This window comes from Halorubrum tibetense (genome assembly GCF_042661865.1).
Lineage (GTDB): Archaea > Halobacteriota > Halobacteria > Halobacteriales > Haloferacaceae > Halorubrum > Halorubrum tibetense.
The window spans coordinates 1-14,398 of sequence record NZ_JBHSWW010000044.1; the positions used below are offsets into that span (position 1 = coordinate 1).

Here is a 14,398-nt window from a genome sequence, read left to right on the forward strand (position 1 = left end):
ATCTCGTCTAAACAGCCGCCGAGGCGGTCGTTTTCGGGCATAGATCACTTTGAAAACGCACCGCCTCACCTTTCAATCCTTATCTGAACACCGCCCTTCACGGGGAGAATAACCATGAACATCGGAAGACGCACATTTATCAAAGGAGCCGCCGGTGTGGGAGCGATCGCGACGATCACCGGCCAGGCGTCCGCGGCTGACGGGGCGGTACAGTACATCGTTCGGGCGAACGGGAACGGCACCGCGACGAATCTCACGGATGCGGGGTTCACTGTCCGCCACGAGCTCGCCGAGGGATCGGTCCTCGTCGTGACCGGTCCCGAAGGCGCGGCCGCGGATCTGGCTGCAGTCAGGGGGATCACCGACGCGACCCCGGACGTGAGTGTCGACTTCGACCGTCCGGAGGTCGATGCCGACGCCGACGAGCTCCCGAGCGACGGGGCCGCCCTGTCGGATCTCCAGTGGGATAAGCAGGTAACCGACGTGTTCCCGGCACACGAGTACGCGACCGGTGAAGGCACCAGCGTCGCGATCGTCGACACCGGAATCGACCTCGATCACCCGGACCTCGGAAACGTCAACGAGGAGCTCGGGGAAGCGTTCGTTCTCGACGACGACGTCCCCGAGATCGGCCCGGACGATTCCGGGTTCCACGGGACGCACGTCGCCGGAACGGTCGGCGCGACCGGCGAGGAGGGCGTGGTGGGGACCGCGCCTGACACGGAGCTCGTTCCGATCCGGGTGTTCCCGGCGGATGGTGGAGCGACGTTCGGCGACATCCTCGCGGGGATCGACTACGCCGCCGAGATCGGTGCCGACGCGGCGAACTTCAGCCTCGGGATCCCGGGCGTTCAACAGCCTGATTCGGCGCTGAACCAGCTCAAAGCCGAGATCCAGACCGTGTTCCAGAGCGTGACCCGTCAGGGGACCGCGATCACGGGGAGTGCCGGCAACGACGAAGGTAACCTCCAGGGGAGCGGCTTTACCCTCCCGAACAGCGTTCCAGCAGTGATTACGGTGAGCGCGACCTCGCCCGCGGACACGCTCTCGTTTTACTCGAACTTCGGCACGAGCGACATCGATGTCGGGGCACCGGGCGGTTGGTACGAGACGATCCCACGGACGCTGGGCGAGGAGGGCGAACCGGACGATATCCCGTTCCCGTTGAACGGCGTGCTCTCGACGTGGCCGACCGACCTGGAGTCGTCGGTCGGGCTGCCGGGGTACGACTTCATCTCCGGTACGTCGATGGCCGCGCCGCAGGTCGCCGGACTCGTCGCGCTGGTCCGCGAGCTCGACCCCGACGCGAACGCGAACCAGGTCGAGCGCGCGATCAAACAGGGTGCGGAGCTCGCGAACGGCCGCAGCGATCCGGAGCTCGGTGCCGGCCGCATCAACGCCTTACGGACGGTCGAAGCGATCGCGGACGACGACTGATCGGGTGCCGATCGGAGGGACCGCTCGCTCCCGCCCTACAACGACACGCCTTTTTCCGGCCCGCTCGTCTCCGTTGGGTATGGACCAGAAGCGGGAGCTGTCGAGCATCGACCTCGGCGCGCTCGTCACCGAGTTCGGTCGGTACGAGGGCGCGAAGGTCGACAAGGCGTATCTCTACGACGACGACCTGCTCCGGCTGAAGCTCCGCGACTTCGATCACGGTCGGGTCGAGCTCATGATCGAGGTCGGGGATATCAAACGGGCCCACGTCGCGGACCCCGAACACGTCGCGGACGCGCCGGGTCGCCCGCCGAACTTCGCGAAGATGCTACGGAACCGGCTCTCCGGGGCAGACTTCGCCGGCGTCACGCAGTACGAGTTCGACCGCATCCTCTCCTTCGAGTTCGAGCGGGAGGACGAGAACACGACGCTCGTCGCGGAGCTGTTCGGCCAGGGCAACGTCGCGGCCCTCGACGAGACGGGCGAGGTGGTCGGGTCGCTGTCGACGGTGCGGCTCAAGTCGCGGACCGTCGCGCCCGGCGCACAGTACGAGTACCCGGCGTCGCGGCTCAATCCGCTCGACGTGAGTCTCGACGGGTTCAAACGACACATGCGGGAGTCCGACAGCGACGTGGTGCGGACGCTCGCGACCCAGCTCAATCTCGGCGGCCTGTACGCCGAGGAGGTGTGTACCCGTGCGGGCGTCGAGAAGGAGACGCCGGTCGGGGAAGCCACCGACGACCAGCTCCGCGACCTCCACGAGGCGCTCGAACGACTGGGCGAGCGGTTACGATCCGGCGACATCGACCCGCGCGTGTACGAAGAGCGGCTCGACAGCAGTGATGGCGGCGACGAGACCGACCGCGACCCGCGCGTCGTCGACGTCACCCCCTTCCCGCTCTCGGAGAACGAGGGGCTCCCGAGCGTCGGCTTCGACTCCTTCAACGCCGCCGTCGACGAGTACTTTTATCGGCTCGGCCGGGAGGCCACCGACGCCGGGGAGGCCCCCGCCGACGCCAGCCCGTCCCGTCCGGATTTCGAGGCGGAGATCGCCAAACAGGAGCGGATCATCGAACAGCAGCAGGGGGCGATCGAGGGGTTCGAAGAGCAGGCGGAGCGGGAACGCGAGCGCGCGGAGCTCGTGTACGCCCACTACGACCTCGTCGACGAGGTGCTCTCGACGGTCCGGAAAGCCCGCGAGAACGACGTGTCCTGGGACGAGATCCGCGAGACGCTGGAGGCCGGCGCCGATCAAGGGATCGCGGCGGCCGAGGCCGTCGTCGATGTCGACGGCGGGAACGGATCGGTGACGGTCGCACTCGAGACAGACGCGGGTGGTGAGGGCGCGGGAGATGCGGGCGACAGCGGGGACGGCGGGGCCGCCGACACCGTTCGCGTCGAGCTGGACGCGAGCACCGGCGTTGAGGTGAACGCGGACCGGCTGTATCAGGAGGCAAAACGGATCGAGGGGAAAAAAGAGGGGGCACAGGAGGCGATCGAGTCGACCCGCGCCGAGCTGGCGGCCGTCAAGGAACGGAAAGCCGAGTGGGAGGCCGCCGAGGAGGGGGACGACGGGGCCGCAGCGGAGGACGACGAGGAGGACGAGACGTACGAGACCGACTGGCTCTCCCGCCCGTCGATACCGATCCGGAGCCCGGACGACTGGTACAAGCGGTTCCGGTGGTTCCACACTTCGGACGGCTACCTCGTCATCGGGGGACGCAACGCTGACCAGAACGAGGAGCTGGTGAAGAAGTACATGGGGAACCACGACCGGTTCTTCCACACCCAGGCCCACGGCGGCCCGGTCACGCTGTTGAAGGCGGCCGGCCCCTCGGAGTCGGCGGACCCCGTCGACTGGGACGACTCGACGCTGCGGGAGGCCGCGCAGTTCGCGGTGTCGTACTCCTCCGACTGGAAGGACGGCCGTGGCGCGGGCGACGCGTACATGGTCGAGCCCGACCAAGTGTCGAAGACGCCGGAGAGCGGCGAGTACATCGAGAAAGGGAGCTTCGTGATCCGCGGCGAGCGGACGTACTTCGAGGACGTCCCCTGTCGGGTCGCCGTCGGGGTCCAGTGCGAGCCGGTCACCCGGGCGATCGGGGGACCACCGTCGGCGATCGTCGACCGCGCGGCCACGTCGGTGACGCTCGAACCCGGGATGTACGCACAAAACGACGCCGCGATGATGGTGTACCGCGAACTGAAAGAACGCTTCGCGGACCAGTCGTTCGTCCGAAAAGTGGCGAGCGCCGACCAGCTCCAAGAGTTCCTCCCGTCGGGCGGGTCGGCGATCGTCGACTGATCGGTCGATACTCTGTTGGACGCGGTCGTCGGACGTAGCCGTCGGATGCAGCCGTCAGATGCAACCGTCGGATGCGGCCGTCGGATCGCGGGTCCACTCCTCGGGAGAGCGCGACGTTTTCAAGCGTCGGTCGCCGAGTGGGCGTATGAGTCTCGAATCGCTCCCGGACGGGTGGCAGGTGTGGAACCGGGAGCCCAGCGGCCGGGTCATCCTCACGTTCCGACCCGACGCCTTCGGCGACGACCTCCCGGACGCGTGCCTGCCGACGATCTACCTGACGAACGGCTCGCGGCGGGCACGGCCCGGGGCGGGCCAGTACGCGACCGACGAGTGGCACGTCGTCCTGTTCTTGGAACCCGAGGTGGAGGCGCTCGCGGAGACGTACGACGACCGCGACGATGCCGTCGTAGCCGCCGTCGACGCCGCCGCCAGGTTCGCTGACGGCGACGTGGACTACCGGGCGGCGTACCAAGTGCCACGGGAAGCGTACTTCGCGCGGCTGGACGAGCTGGTCGGGGAGTCGACTGACTGACCTCCCCATCCACGATCGTGGATCGATACGGCAACTGAACCGGTGAGAACGCCACGAACACGAGGGTTTTTATTCACGCCTCGCGCAGAACCGGCCATGCAATCCGGTGGGGACCACGCCGACGACGAGCCGCGGGAGAAGTGCGGCGTCGTGGGCGTCTCTCTCGCGGAACGACCGGCCGCACGGCCGCTGTACTACGCGCTGTACGCGCTCCAACACCGCGGCCAGGAGTCGGCGGGGATCGTCACGCACGACGGCTTCCAACAGCACAGCCACGTCGCGCGCGGGCTCGTCGGCGACGCGTTCGAGGCGGGGGACCTGGAGTCGCTCGCTGGGTCGACCGGGATCGGCCACGTCCGCTACCCGACCGCCGGGAGCTTGGACAAGAGCTGTGCACAACCGTTCTCCGTCTCGTTCAAGTCCGGCTCCTTGGGGCTCTCACACAACGGGAACCTCGTGAACGCCGACGAGGTGCGCGCGGAGCTCGCCGCGGCCGGCCACGCGTTCACCTCCGACGGCGACACCGAGGTGATCGCCCACGACCTCGCACGGAACCTCTTGGAGGAGGACCTCGTCCGCGCGGTGAAACACACCATGCAGCGGATCCACGGCTCCTACTCGCTGACGATCACGCACGACGACACCGTGTTGGGGCTCCGTGACCCCATGGGGAACCGGCCGCTGTGTCTGGGGGAGCTCGAGGACGGCTACGTCATCGCCAGCGAGTCGGCCGCTATCGACACCCTCGACGGCGACCTGATCCGCGACGTCCGCCCCGGCGAGCTCGTCGTGTTGGAGCCCGACGGTTCCGGGTACGACTCCTATCAGCTCGTCGAGAACGACGCCACCGCCCACTGTTTCTTCGAACACGTCTACTTCGCGCGTCCCGACTCCGTCATCGACGACTCGCTCGTGTACGAGGTCCGTCGCGAGCTCGGCCGGCAGCTCTGGGCGGAGTCCGGCGTCGAGACGGACGTCGTGATGCCCGTGCCCGACTCCGGACGGGCGTTCGCCTCCGGCTACGCCGACGCGGCCGCCGAGACCGACGCCGACGGGGCTCCCCGACCCGATGACGAGGCGGGGATCGAGTTCGCGGAGGGGTTGATGAAGAACCGGTACGTCGGCCGGACGTTCATCATGCCGACGCAGGACGAACGCGAGCGCGCGGTCCGGCTGAAGCTGAACCCGATCCGGTCGACGGTAGAGGGCAAGACCGTCACGATCATCGACGACTCGATCGTCCGTGGGACCACGTCGACCCAGCTCGTCGAGCTGGTTCGGGAGGCGGGCGCGGAGGAGGTTCACCTCCGGATCGGTGCGCCGCCCATCGTCGCCCCCTGCTACTTCGGCATCGACATGGCGACCCGCGAGGAGCTGATCGCGGCGGACGCGTCGACCGCGGAGATCCGCGATACAGTCGGCGCGGACTCGCTGTCGTACCTCTCGATCGATGCGGTCGCGGCCGCGCTGGAGTCGAGCCGCGCGGATCTCTGTCTCGGCTGTGTGACCGGCGAGTACCCGTTCGACGTCGAGGGGGAGGAGACGGATCGGTCAATCGACGCCCCGTCTCCGGACGCGCCGACGGCGGCCGACGATTGACGCGTGGCGTGGATCGATGCCGAGCATCGCCTGACAGCGCTCGCCGACGGGTGACGAACGACGACTGACGGCGGGTATCGGCTACAACGGAATTCGGTTGGCGCTGCCGCAGGTCTCCGCCCAGAGCCCGAAATCAGCCGATACCGATCCCACCCCGTGCGAACCGTATCGGGACCTTAAATACGCGCACCACACGAGAGTGCCGTATGAGTTCGAACGTCCAGGACGCGTCGATGAGTCGTCGCGGGCTTCTCCGGACCGGCACGGCGGGTGTCGCGGCCGCCGCGGGACTCGCCGCGGGGAGCGGGAGCGCCGCCGCCGCGTACGACGGCTGGCTCGACGACGTGGACAACTACGACGGCACGCACGACTATCGCGGCGAGGACGAGGTTCACGTCAATGTCGGCGCGGGCGAGAACGGCCTGCGATTCGGCCCCGCGGCGATCCTGATCGACCCGGGGACCACCGTCGTCTGGGAGTGGACCGGCGAGGGTGGCGGCCACAACGTCGTCGAGGATGACGACGGCGTCTTCGACAGCGGGGACCCGGTCGGCGAGGCCGGCGAAGTGTTCGAGTACACGTTCGACGACGCCGCGGAGGGCGACACGTTCAACTACGTCTGTACGCCCCACGAGGCCGTCGGCATGAAGGGTGCCGTCGCGATCGGCGACATCGACGACGAGATCGTCGAGGTCGAAGGAGGCGCGGACGGGGCCGACCGGATCCTCTCTCCAGAGGATATCGGGGCGCTCGCGCTCGCCCTCGGGTTCGCCGGTGCCCTGCTCGTGCCGCTGTTCTACGCGGCCCATCGGAAGGCGCAACACGACCGGTAACCCGAGACGCCGTTCCTCCGTCCCCGTTTCAGTACACGTGATGGAGCAGCAGGTACACGCCGATTCCCATCCCAAAGGAGATCAACCAGAGGACGGCCCCGACCATCCCGACCCACGCGTGGCGGGTGTCGTACAGCTCCGTGTACGGCCGCGTCGCCGCCAGCAGTAACGCGTAGAAGACGAACGGGATACACACGATCGCCAGCAGGATGTGGATCGCGAGGAACGGCAGGTACACGAACGTGTACACCGTTTCCGGCCCCGGGAACTCGGCGGTTCCGACCAGCACGAGGCGGTAGAGGTAGCCGACGAGGAACGCGGCGAAGAGGCCGAAGGAGGTCAGCATGAACGCCCGGTGACGTTCCACGTTTCCGCGGGAGATGGCACGCCAGCCGAGAAGGATAGTGCCGATCGCCGTCAGGGAAATGGCGGCGTTGAGATGGGGGATCGCGGCCAGGACGCCGTCGCTCGCCCGTGGGAGGATCGAGCTCGGGATGACGCCGCCGACGGCACCGAAGACGAGCGCGAGCGCGACGGCTGAGAGGACGCCGGTCAGGAGCGGGACGTTCTCGCGGGCCCAATCGGTCATACATCTCCTCACGAACGGCCGCCCCAAACGGCTGCCGGTTTCGGCAGCGCGGGGGGCCGATCCGACGGTGTCACTCCCGGACACGGCGGTGTCGAATGGAAGGGCTTTTAATCGGGGGCGGGGTACGGGAAAACGCGAGAAAAGACGGCGAGCGTGGGTAGCCAAGCCAGGCCAACGGCGCAGCGTTGAGGGCGCTGTCCTGTAGAGGTCCGCCGGTTCAAATCCGGTCCCACGCATCGCTCGGGGCCACACCCCATCGATGCACGGTGTTGTCTCTACGACAGCACCCACGCACAATTCCTACCGACGACCGCTCGACGAGCGACGGTACCACCGGTTCCGGAGATATCCTCTCGCGCCGCGAACTGCCACCCTTTTAGTCACGCGGCACCGGACCAATGGCTAATGAGCGAGGACGCGACCCCCGAGTACGACCACGAGGAGCTGGGTCTCGTCGCCGGGTTGGAGATCCACCAGCAGCTCGACACGGCGACCAAGCTGTTCTGTGATTCCCCGACCGTCGAGCGCGAGCCCGCGGAGGCGGAACGGGAGATCACCCGGCAGCTCCATCCGACCAAAAGCGAGCTCGGCGAGCTCGACCGGGCGGCCGTCGAGGAGAGCCGGGTCGATCGCGAGTTCACGTATCTGGCGTACGACACGACGTGTCTCGTTGAGGAGGACGACGAGCCCCCCCGTCGCGTCGACGATGAGGCCCTCTCAGTCGCGCTGCAGATCGCCGACCTGCTCGACGTGAGCGTGGTCGATCAGGCGCACGTAATGCGAAAACTCGTGATCGACGGGTCGAACACCTCCGGGTTCCAGCGGTCGATCCTGCTCGGACAGGGCGGCGAGATCGAGACGTCGTACGGGACCGTCTCGATCGAGGACCTGATGCTCGAAGAGGAGTCCGCCAAACGGGTCGAGGAGACCGACGACGGTGTCGTCTACTCGCTGGACAGACTCGGCGTCCCGCTCGTCGAGATCGGAACGGGGCCGGACATCCGAAGCCCCGAAGAAGCGAAGGCGGCGGCCGAACGCATCGGGATGCTGCTCCGGTCGACGGGCGCGGTCAAACGCGGGCTCGGGACGATCCGACAGGACGTCAACGTCTCGATCGCCGAGGGGGCACGGGTCGAGGTGAAAGGCGTCCAAGACCTCCAGGGGATCGAGGATATCGTCCGGGGCGAAGTCGGTCGGCAGGCGGAGCTGCTCGCGATCCGCGATACGCTCCGCGAGCGCGACGCCGCGGTCGGCGACCCGCGCGAGGTGACGGAGACGTTCGCCGACACGGACTCCGGCGTGATCCGGGGGGCGCTCGACGCGGGCGGGGCGGTCACCGCGGTGCCACTGTACGGGTTCGACGGGCTGGTCGGCCAAGAGATCCAACCGGACCGCCGCCTCGGGACGGAGCTGTCGGATCACGCGAAGCGCCACGGCGCGGGCGGGGTGTTCCACACCGACGAGCTCCCCGCGTACGGCGTGACCGAGGCGGAGGTCACGGCCCTTCGCGAGGCGATCGGCGTGGACGAGTCGGACGCGGTCGCCATCGTTGCCGCCGATCCCGAGACTGCCGAGCTCGCCGTCGACGCGGATGCCGAGCGCGCCGACGCGGCGATCGAGGGCGTCCCCGAGGAGACGCGCGGCGCGAACGAGGACGGAACGACCCGCTACCTCCGACCACTCCCCGGTGCCGCCCGGATGTACCCCGAGACGGACGTCCCGCCAGTAGAGCCCGACCCGTCCGACATAGACCGGCCCGAGCTGTTGGACGAGAAAACCGACCGGTACGTCGAGTCGTTCGGTCTCGACCCCGGGCTGGCCGAGCAGGTCGCGTTCGGCCGCCGGTTCCCGCTGTTCGAGACCGCCGTGGACCGCGGCGTCGACCCGACGTTCGCGGCCACCACGCTCGAATCCACGACGACGGAGATCCGCCGGGAGGGTGCCCCGGTCGACGAGCTGACCGACGACCACTTCCTCGATCTCTTCACACTCGTCGAGTCGGGCGAGCTCGCGAAAGAGGGTGTCCCAGAGGTGTTGACGACGCTCGCGGAGAACCCCGGGCTGTCGGCCGCCGAGGCCGTCGAGGAAGCGGGCCTTTCGGGCGTGAGCGAAAGCGAGGTGCGCGAGGCGGTGGTCGAGGTCGTCGAGCGCAACGCCGATCAGGTGGCGGACGAGGGAATGGGGGCGTTCTCCGGGCTGATGGGCGAGGCGATGGGCGCGCTCCGGGGGAAGGCGGACGGGGAGGTCGTCTCGGACGTCCTTCGCGAGGAGATCGGAAAGCGCTCGTAGCGCGCCGGGTGCGGGTCGGGGCGGACACCGTGATTTATATCGGAATCGGCCGAACCGCCGGCCCATGAGAGAGCCCTTCGATCCCTCCTTCGAGTTCGACCTCGACACCGTCGCGTGGGTGGTAGTGACGATGACACTGCTCTGTGCGACCGTCGTGTTCGTGTTCGACCGGCCGGCATGGAATCTCCCGGCGGCGTTCCTCGCGGGCGGCGTCGCGGCGGCCCGTGGCGGGTTCTACGACGCGGCCGCGAACAACGGGTTCGTCGGTGTCCTCGTCGGGTTGGGACCCATGGCGGCGATGTTCTACGTGTACCGCTTCGGCGGGATCCCCTCGCTCGACGCGAACCCGGATCTGTTGTTTCTGACTAGCGTCGGGGTCGGCGCGGACATGATCGCCTACGCGCCGATGATGGTCATATTCGGTTATCTCGGTGGTGTCGCCGTCGACCGTATCCGACGCCGTACGCGGCCACCCGTCGGGTACCGCCGGCGGGAGCGCGGTCAGACGGTGCGCCGCTCCGGCGAGAGCAGTCGCTGAAGCGGTCGGGTCCGCTGGCCGCTACTCCGGCACGTCGTTCGTGAGCCCGGCACGGAGGTCGCGGCCGAAGTAGTGGCCGACGAGGGCGACGAGGAGCCCGACCCCTCCGCCAACGGCGAGCAGCGGCAGTCCCCACTCGGAGAGGTAGTCGAGGCCGATGGGGAGGAAGCCGACGCCGAGCACGCTCGTCACGGCCGTCATCGCGCCCGCGGCGGTCCCTGCAACGCCGGTCTCGGCATAGCTGCGCGAGGAGAACACCAGTCCGACGAGGAACGCGCCGAGCAGGACCCCGCCGACCGACCCGATGGTGCCCCCGATGAGCGGGATCGAGCCGCCGACGAAGACGCCGATACCGACGGCGACGAGGGCGATCGCGAGTGATTTCAACGAGAACCAGCGCCCGTCGACCCCGATCCGCCCGCCGTCGGCGCTCCCGCCGCCGTCGGTCGTCGTCGGGCCAGTCGTAGTTTCACCCGGGTCAGCCGCGGTCTCGGCCGCACCCCCCGACGCCGTGTCGCCGCCCCCGCTCGCGAGGTCGTCGTCGAGGAGGTCGTCGAGGTCGTCGAGCGGGTCCGTGTCGTCTGCCTCCCGCTCTTTGGAGGGTTGCATACCCGAAGATATTCATCTCTGCGGACTTGGGTCTTGTGCCCGGATGCGCGTTCGGGGTTGTCACAGCGCGAGTCGGACGGTATTTATCAGCGGTCGTCGCGGTCGCTGCCGGCGTCAGCGGGTTCGATTATCCCTCTTTCCGACGCGATCCTCAGCGAACGTGTCGCGGTATCGTTCCGAAGACCGGCGTACTGAGGTGTATCCTCCAGTGGCTCCGTTGTAACTCTCCACAACTGATATGATCTGGCCCGTTCCGGACGGTACAGGATCTGTAGCGGCATATTTCGGGAGTGGGTATATTGAGATGGGTGATCGGTTATTTATAAGTGACAGAGTGGTGTCGCTGGCGGCTGGGTATACGTGATCGATGACTCTACGGTGAACACCTCCAAAGCCCCAGTCGGGAGGTCGGCGCACGCTCGCTGCGCTCCTCAGTCGTTCGTTTCACTCGCTCCCTGCGGTGCTTACGTCGCTTCCGCCGACCTCCCGACTGCCCCTTTGAGTCCCACCCCGCACCGCACAGTGCTGCAGCCTCACGCCTCCCCAGCCTCGCCGGAACGGCGCTTATAAGCGCCGTTCCGGGCTCCCTCGCGCCGTCGGTGAGCGGCCCAGCAGGCCGCTCACCGGGGCGCGCCACCGCATCCGTACTTATCAGTGATCGTCTCGGCCGCTCGCAGTCCGTTTAAGTACAACCACGTTGCTCTCGGTCTGAGGGACGTACTCCCGATATCGCTCAACACGCACTCTTCAGTGAAAACCCGTTGCAGACGGGAGCGTGTCCGAAGAAGTCCAGTTAAACGGAACTGCGATGCCAGATGGCTGGGAGGAGGCCTTATATACGACTCTCGCGGCGCCCGCCTCGACACGGACGCCGGTCACGTCCGCTCGGTCCGATGGACGCCCCTCGACGAATCCGTCGATCCGAACCCGCGGTTTCACCGGAAACGAGGTGTCTCCCGGCCGTTCAGCGGGAGCCGCTCCGAGGGCCGTCCGGATCGGGGTCCGCGTTTGGCTCCCGGCCGCCCCACACGCGCTTGTCGACCAGTTCGACGGTCATCGGTCGATCGACGGTCACCTGACAGGAGAGTCGCGGGTAGCCGAACCGCGCCGCGAGCCGGTCGTGCCAGTGATCCGGCCCCGGCCCGTCGCGAACGCGAACGCCACAGGTCGCACAGGCGCCCCGCCCGCCGCAGTTGAGCCGACTCGTCAGGCTCGTATACGGGGAGTGGTCCGCGTCGAGGAGCGCGTCACGCAGCGTCCGACCACGTTCGACGGCGAGGACGTGCCGGTCGTCGCCGTCGAGGACGACGACCTCGACGGTCGGGTCCTCGTCGGCGGTCGCCGCGGTCATCAGTCGTCCGTGCCGGCGTCTCGGCTAGCTCCCTCGCCGGCCCCGCTCGTGCCGCTACCCCCGCCCGCGCCGCTACTACTTCCGCCGCTACCGCTACTCCCACCGCTCGCAGTCGGAGCGCCCCCGACCGCGGTCGGGTCGATCCGATCGTCGGGAACCCGCCCGTCGTCAGTGAGCCCGCGGGCGGCGTAGTACTCCCGTATCGCCGCGTCGAGGTCGGGGATCTCGTAGGGGAGCGTGTCGTCCCCGGCGTCGATCCCGCGTCGATTGTTGAAATGTCGTTCGCGTAGGACGGTTTCGGCACCGATCGCGAGGAGCTCGGCGTAGGTCGTCCCCAGCATCGTCGCGAGCCGCTCGTCGGTGATGTAATCGCCCGCGAACGAACAGACGATCGCGGAGTCACGGATCGCGTTGTGGTTCTCCAGCTCGACGAGCCGGTCGGCCTTCCCGAGCGTCCCTTCGGGGTCGATCTCGCCGGAGTACTCCGGCGAGAGCATCCCGGCGTACATGTGGTCGGCACCGCGGTTCGCGACCGCGTACGAGAGCCCCTGTCCGTGGAGGACCCGCCCGTCGTGGGCGGCGAACTCCATCCCCTTCACCGTGTAGTCGTCGACGCCGAGCGCCTCGTGGGCGCGGTGGACGCCCTCCGCGAGCAGGTCCGCCGTCTCGTCGTCGGGATCGCGATACGCGATCCGCTCCGTCACCTCCCGTGCCAGCTCGGCGTTCCCGAACTCCCCGACGCTTTTGAGGTAGGCGGCGACGGTCACGCCGGCGGAGATGGTGTCCATCCCGAGGGTGTCACACAGCTCGTTGGCCTGCATCACGTCGACGATGTTCCCGACGCCCTGACTCGACCCGAACGCGTAGACGGTCTCGAACTCCGGCCCCTCCGTCTCCACCCCGCGCGCCTCGTCGCGGGTCGGGAGCTTACAGGCGTACGCACACTGCGAGCACGCCTCGGTCTTGTACTTCTTCGCCTCCACGGCGTCCCCGCCGATGTCGGCCGCGTCCTCGAAGGAGTACTCCTCGAAGTACCGCGTCGGCAGCGAGAAGTTCTCGTTGATGAACTCGGTCCCGCCCGTCGTCCCCTGCCGCTTCATCCGGTCGTCGGCGGTCGCCGCCTCCCGGTGGATGTCCATCGCCGGCGGGTCCGGGATCTCGATGTCGGGCTCCGCGTTTCCGGTGAACGTGACCGCCTTCAGGTTCTTCGCGCCGAGCACCGCACCCAGTCCGCCGCGGCCGAACGCCCGCGAGTCGTACGTCATCACCGACGCGAACCGGACGCGGTTCTCGCCCGCGGGGCCGATCGCGATACAGTTCTCCGGGCCCAGGCCTCGCGTCTCCGCCACGTAGTCTGACACCTCCGGCACCGTCGCCTCCCGCAGCTCCGGAACCGCCTCGAACTCGACGCCCTCGTCGGTGACGTGGAGTATCACCAGTTCGTCGCTCGCGCCGAGGACCTCGAGGGTCGAGATCCCCGCACCGACGAACTCCCGCGAGAGGTAGCCGCCCGCGTTCGTCGAGACGAGCCCGTCGGTGAGCGGGGAGAGCCCCGTCATCGACAGCCGACCGGTGAACGAGGTCATCGCGGACTGGAACGGGCCGGCAGCGAGGTACGCGCGGTTCTCCGGGCCGAACGGGTCGGCGTCGAACGGGATCCGCTCGTGGGCGAGCGCGGTCGCGACCCCACGCCCGCCGATGTATTGGTCGAGGACGTCGTCGATCGGCGTTCGGGTCGCGTGCCGTGTCGTCAGATCCACCGTGAGCAGGGGTCCCTCAGCGTGTCTCATGCGCTTATGTTCGACCGAACCGCAAAAGGTGTGACCCCCGAGGCGGCCGGAGTGGGTCGGGCCGATCCGTGGTCGGTGGTGTCGCGCCGATCAGGGGTCGCCGGAACGGCCGACCCGAACGGCTTTCGGCCTCCGGCGGCTCCTTCCGGATATGAGTACACGCCGCGCGCTGCTCGATGCGCTCCGGTCCGGGCCCGTTTCTGGCCCCGAGCTCGCCGACGACCTCGGCGTGTCGCGAGCCGCCGTCTGGAAGGCCGTCGAGGCGCTCCGTGAGGAGGGGTTCGAGGTCGGATCGACCGACGACGGCTACGTCGCGCCCACCGACCCCGCGTACTGTGCGGCCGGGATCGAGTTCGGTCTCGACGCGCCGTACGGCGTCGACTACCACGACTCGATCCCCTCGACGAACGACCGCGCCCGACGTCTCGCCGAGGAGGGGCAGAGCGATGTCGCCGTGGTCGCCGACGAGCAGACCGGCAGCCGCGGTCGGCTCGACCGCGACTGGGTCGCGCCGAGTGGCGGGGTC

The 14,398-nt window shown here is 68.3% G+C and carries 12 protein-coding genes and 1 tRNA gene; 9 read left to right on the forward strand and 4 right to left on the reverse strand.

What is annotated here, in order from left to right; genetic code table 11:
• Window positions 1-156: 156 nt before the first annotated feature.
• The 5 genes from ACFQEU_RS05060 to ACFQEU_RS05080 all read left to right on the forward strand — a co-directional run bounded on the left by ACFQEU_RS05060 (window position 157) and on the right by ACFQEU_RS05080 (window position 6,706).
• Entirely contained in the window at window positions 157-1,437 is a 1,281-nt protein-coding gene (locus ACFQEU_RS05060) for a S8 family peptidase (RefSeq protein ID WP_379779900.1), read from the forward strand.
• 79 nt (window positions 1,438-1,516) lie between these two features.
• Window positions 1,517-3,742 (forward strand): ribosome rescue protein RqcH, encoded by a 2,226-nt coding sequence (gene rqcH / locus ACFQEU_RS05065; RefSeq protein WP_379779902.1) that lies wholly within the window; start codon window positions 1,517-1,519, stop codon window positions 3,740-3,742.
• A gap of 145 nt (window positions 3,743-3,887) precedes the next feature.
• A complete protein-coding gene (locus tag ACFQEU_RS05070) occupies window positions 3,888-4,274 on the forward strand; it encodes a DUF5820 family protein (protein ID WP_379779904.1) in 387 nt (128 codons plus the stop codon).
• A gap of 96 nt (window positions 4,275-4,370) precedes the next feature.
• Window positions 4,371-5,873 carry an amidophosphoribosyltransferase gene (purF, locus tag ACFQEU_RS05075; RefSeq protein WP_379779906.1) on the forward strand — a complete coding sequence of 501 codons (1,503 nt, stop codon included), beginning with the start codon at window positions 4,371-4,373 and terminating at the stop codon, window positions 5,871-5,873.
• A gap of 206 nt (window positions 5,874-6,079) precedes the next feature.
• Window positions 6,080-6,706 carry a halocyanin domain-containing protein gene (locus ACFQEU_RS05080; protein WP_379779908.1) on the forward strand — a complete coding sequence of 209 codons (627 nt, stop codon included), beginning with the start codon at window positions 6,080-6,082 and terminating at the stop codon, window positions 6,704-6,706.
• A gap of 28 nt (window positions 6,707-6,734) precedes the next feature.
• On the opposite strand, the gene ACFQEU_RS05085 is transcribed toward ACFQEU_RS05080, so the two are convergent.
• Complete coding sequence (locus ACFQEU_RS05085; RefSeq protein ID WP_379779910.1) at window positions 6,735-7,295, reverse strand: DUF420 domain-containing protein; 561 nt, start codon at window positions 7,293-7,295, stop codon at window positions 6,735-6,737.
• Window positions 7,296-7,446: 151 nt separating this feature from the next.
• Between ACFQEU_RS05085 and ACFQEU_RS05090 the strand changes: the two genes are divergently transcribed.
• The 3 genes from ACFQEU_RS05090 (at window position 7,447) to ACFQEU_RS05100 (ending at window position 10,122) form a co-directional block, all read left to right on the forward strand.
• Window positions 7,447-7,531, forward strand: a tRNA-Leu gene (locus ACFQEU_RS05090).
• A gap of 169 nt (window positions 7,532-7,700) precedes the next feature.
• Window positions 7,701-9,584: a Glu-tRNA(Gln) amidotransferase subunit GatE gene (gene gatE, locus ACFQEU_RS05095; RefSeq protein WP_379779912.1), complete on the forward strand. Its 1,884-nt coding sequence runs from the start codon at window positions 7,701-7,703 to the stop codon at window positions 9,582-9,584.
• Window positions 9,585-9,648: 64 nt separating this feature from the next.
• Window positions 9,649-10,122: a hypothetical protein gene (locus ACFQEU_RS05100; protein WP_379779914.1), complete on the forward strand. Its 474-nt coding sequence runs from the start codon at window positions 9,649-9,651 to the stop codon at window positions 10,120-10,122.
• A 21-nt stretch (window positions 10,123-10,143) separates the two neighbouring features.
• Here the strand turns inward: ACFQEU_RS05100 and ACFQEU_RS05105 are convergent, their stop codons facing one another.
• From ACFQEU_RS05105 to ACFQEU_RS05115, 3 genes are all read right to left on the reverse strand, one after another.
• A complete protein-coding gene (locus tag ACFQEU_RS05105) occupies window positions 10,144-10,731 on the reverse strand; it encodes a hypothetical protein (RefSeq protein ID WP_379779916.1) in 588 nt (195 codons plus the stop codon).
• A gap of 964 nt (window positions 10,732-11,695) precedes the next feature.
• Complete coding sequence (locus ACFQEU_RS05110; RefSeq protein WP_379779918.1) at window positions 11,696-12,082, reverse strand: 2Fe-2S iron-sulfur cluster-binding protein; 387 nt, start codon at window positions 12,080-12,082, stop codon at window positions 11,696-11,698.
• The gene (locus tag ACFQEU_RS05115; RefSeq protein ID WP_379779920.1) at window positions 12,082-13,872 is read right to left on the reverse strand and encodes an aldehyde ferredoxin oxidoreductase C-terminal domain-containing protein; all 1,791 of its coding nucleotides are present in this window, start codon (window positions 13,870-13,872) and stop codon (window positions 12,082-12,084) included. The genes ACFQEU_RS05110 and ACFQEU_RS05115 overlap by 1 nt, the downstream gene beginning before the upstream one ends.
• A 151-nt stretch (window positions 13,873-14,023) precedes the next feature.
• Here ACFQEU_RS05115 and ACFQEU_RS05120 point away from each other — a divergent pair.
• The coding region (locus tag ACFQEU_RS05120) for a biotin operon repressor (RefSeq protein WP_379779922.1) at window positions 14,024-14,398 on the forward strand (375 nt) is incomplete at its 3' end.

Coding starts and splice junctions, on each gene's coding strand:
- rqcH (WP_379779902.1), top strand. CDS start 1,517: ATGGACCAGAAGCGGGAGCTGTCGAGCATCGACCTCGGCGCGCTCGTC.
- ACFQEU_RS05070 (WP_379779904.1), top strand. CDS start 3,888: ATGAGTCTCGAATCGCTCCCGGACGGGTGGCAGGTGTGGAACCGGGAG.
- purF (WP_379779906.1), top strand. CDS start 4,371: ATGCAATCCGGTGGGGACCACGCCGACGACGAGCCGCGGGAGAAGTGC.
- ACFQEU_RS05080 (WP_379779908.1), top strand. CDS start 6,080: ATGAGTTCGAACGTCCAGGACGCGTCGATGAGTCGTCGCGGGCTTCTC.
- ACFQEU_RS05085 (WP_379779910.1), bottom strand. CDS start 7,295: ATGACCGATTGGGCCCGCGAGAACGTCCCGCTCCTGACCGGCGTCCTC.
- gatE (WP_379779912.1), top strand. CDS start 7,701: ATGAGCGAGGACGCGACCCCCGAGTACGACCACGAGGAGCTGGGTCTC.
- ACFQEU_RS05100 (WP_379779914.1), top strand. CDS start 9,649: ATGAGAGAGCCCTTCGATCCCTCCTTCGAGTTCGACCTCGACACCGTC.
- ACFQEU_RS05105 (WP_379779916.1), bottom strand. CDS start 10,731: ATGCAACCCTCCAAAGAGCGGGAGGCAGACGACACGGACCCGCTCGAC.
- ACFQEU_RS05110 (WP_379779918.1), bottom strand. CDS start 12,082: ATGACCGCGGCGACCGCCGACGAGGACCCGACCGTCGAGGTCGTCGTC.
- ACFQEU_RS05115 (WP_379779920.1), bottom strand. CDS start 13,872: ATGAGACACGCTGAGGGACCCCTGCTCACGGTGGATCTGACGACACGG.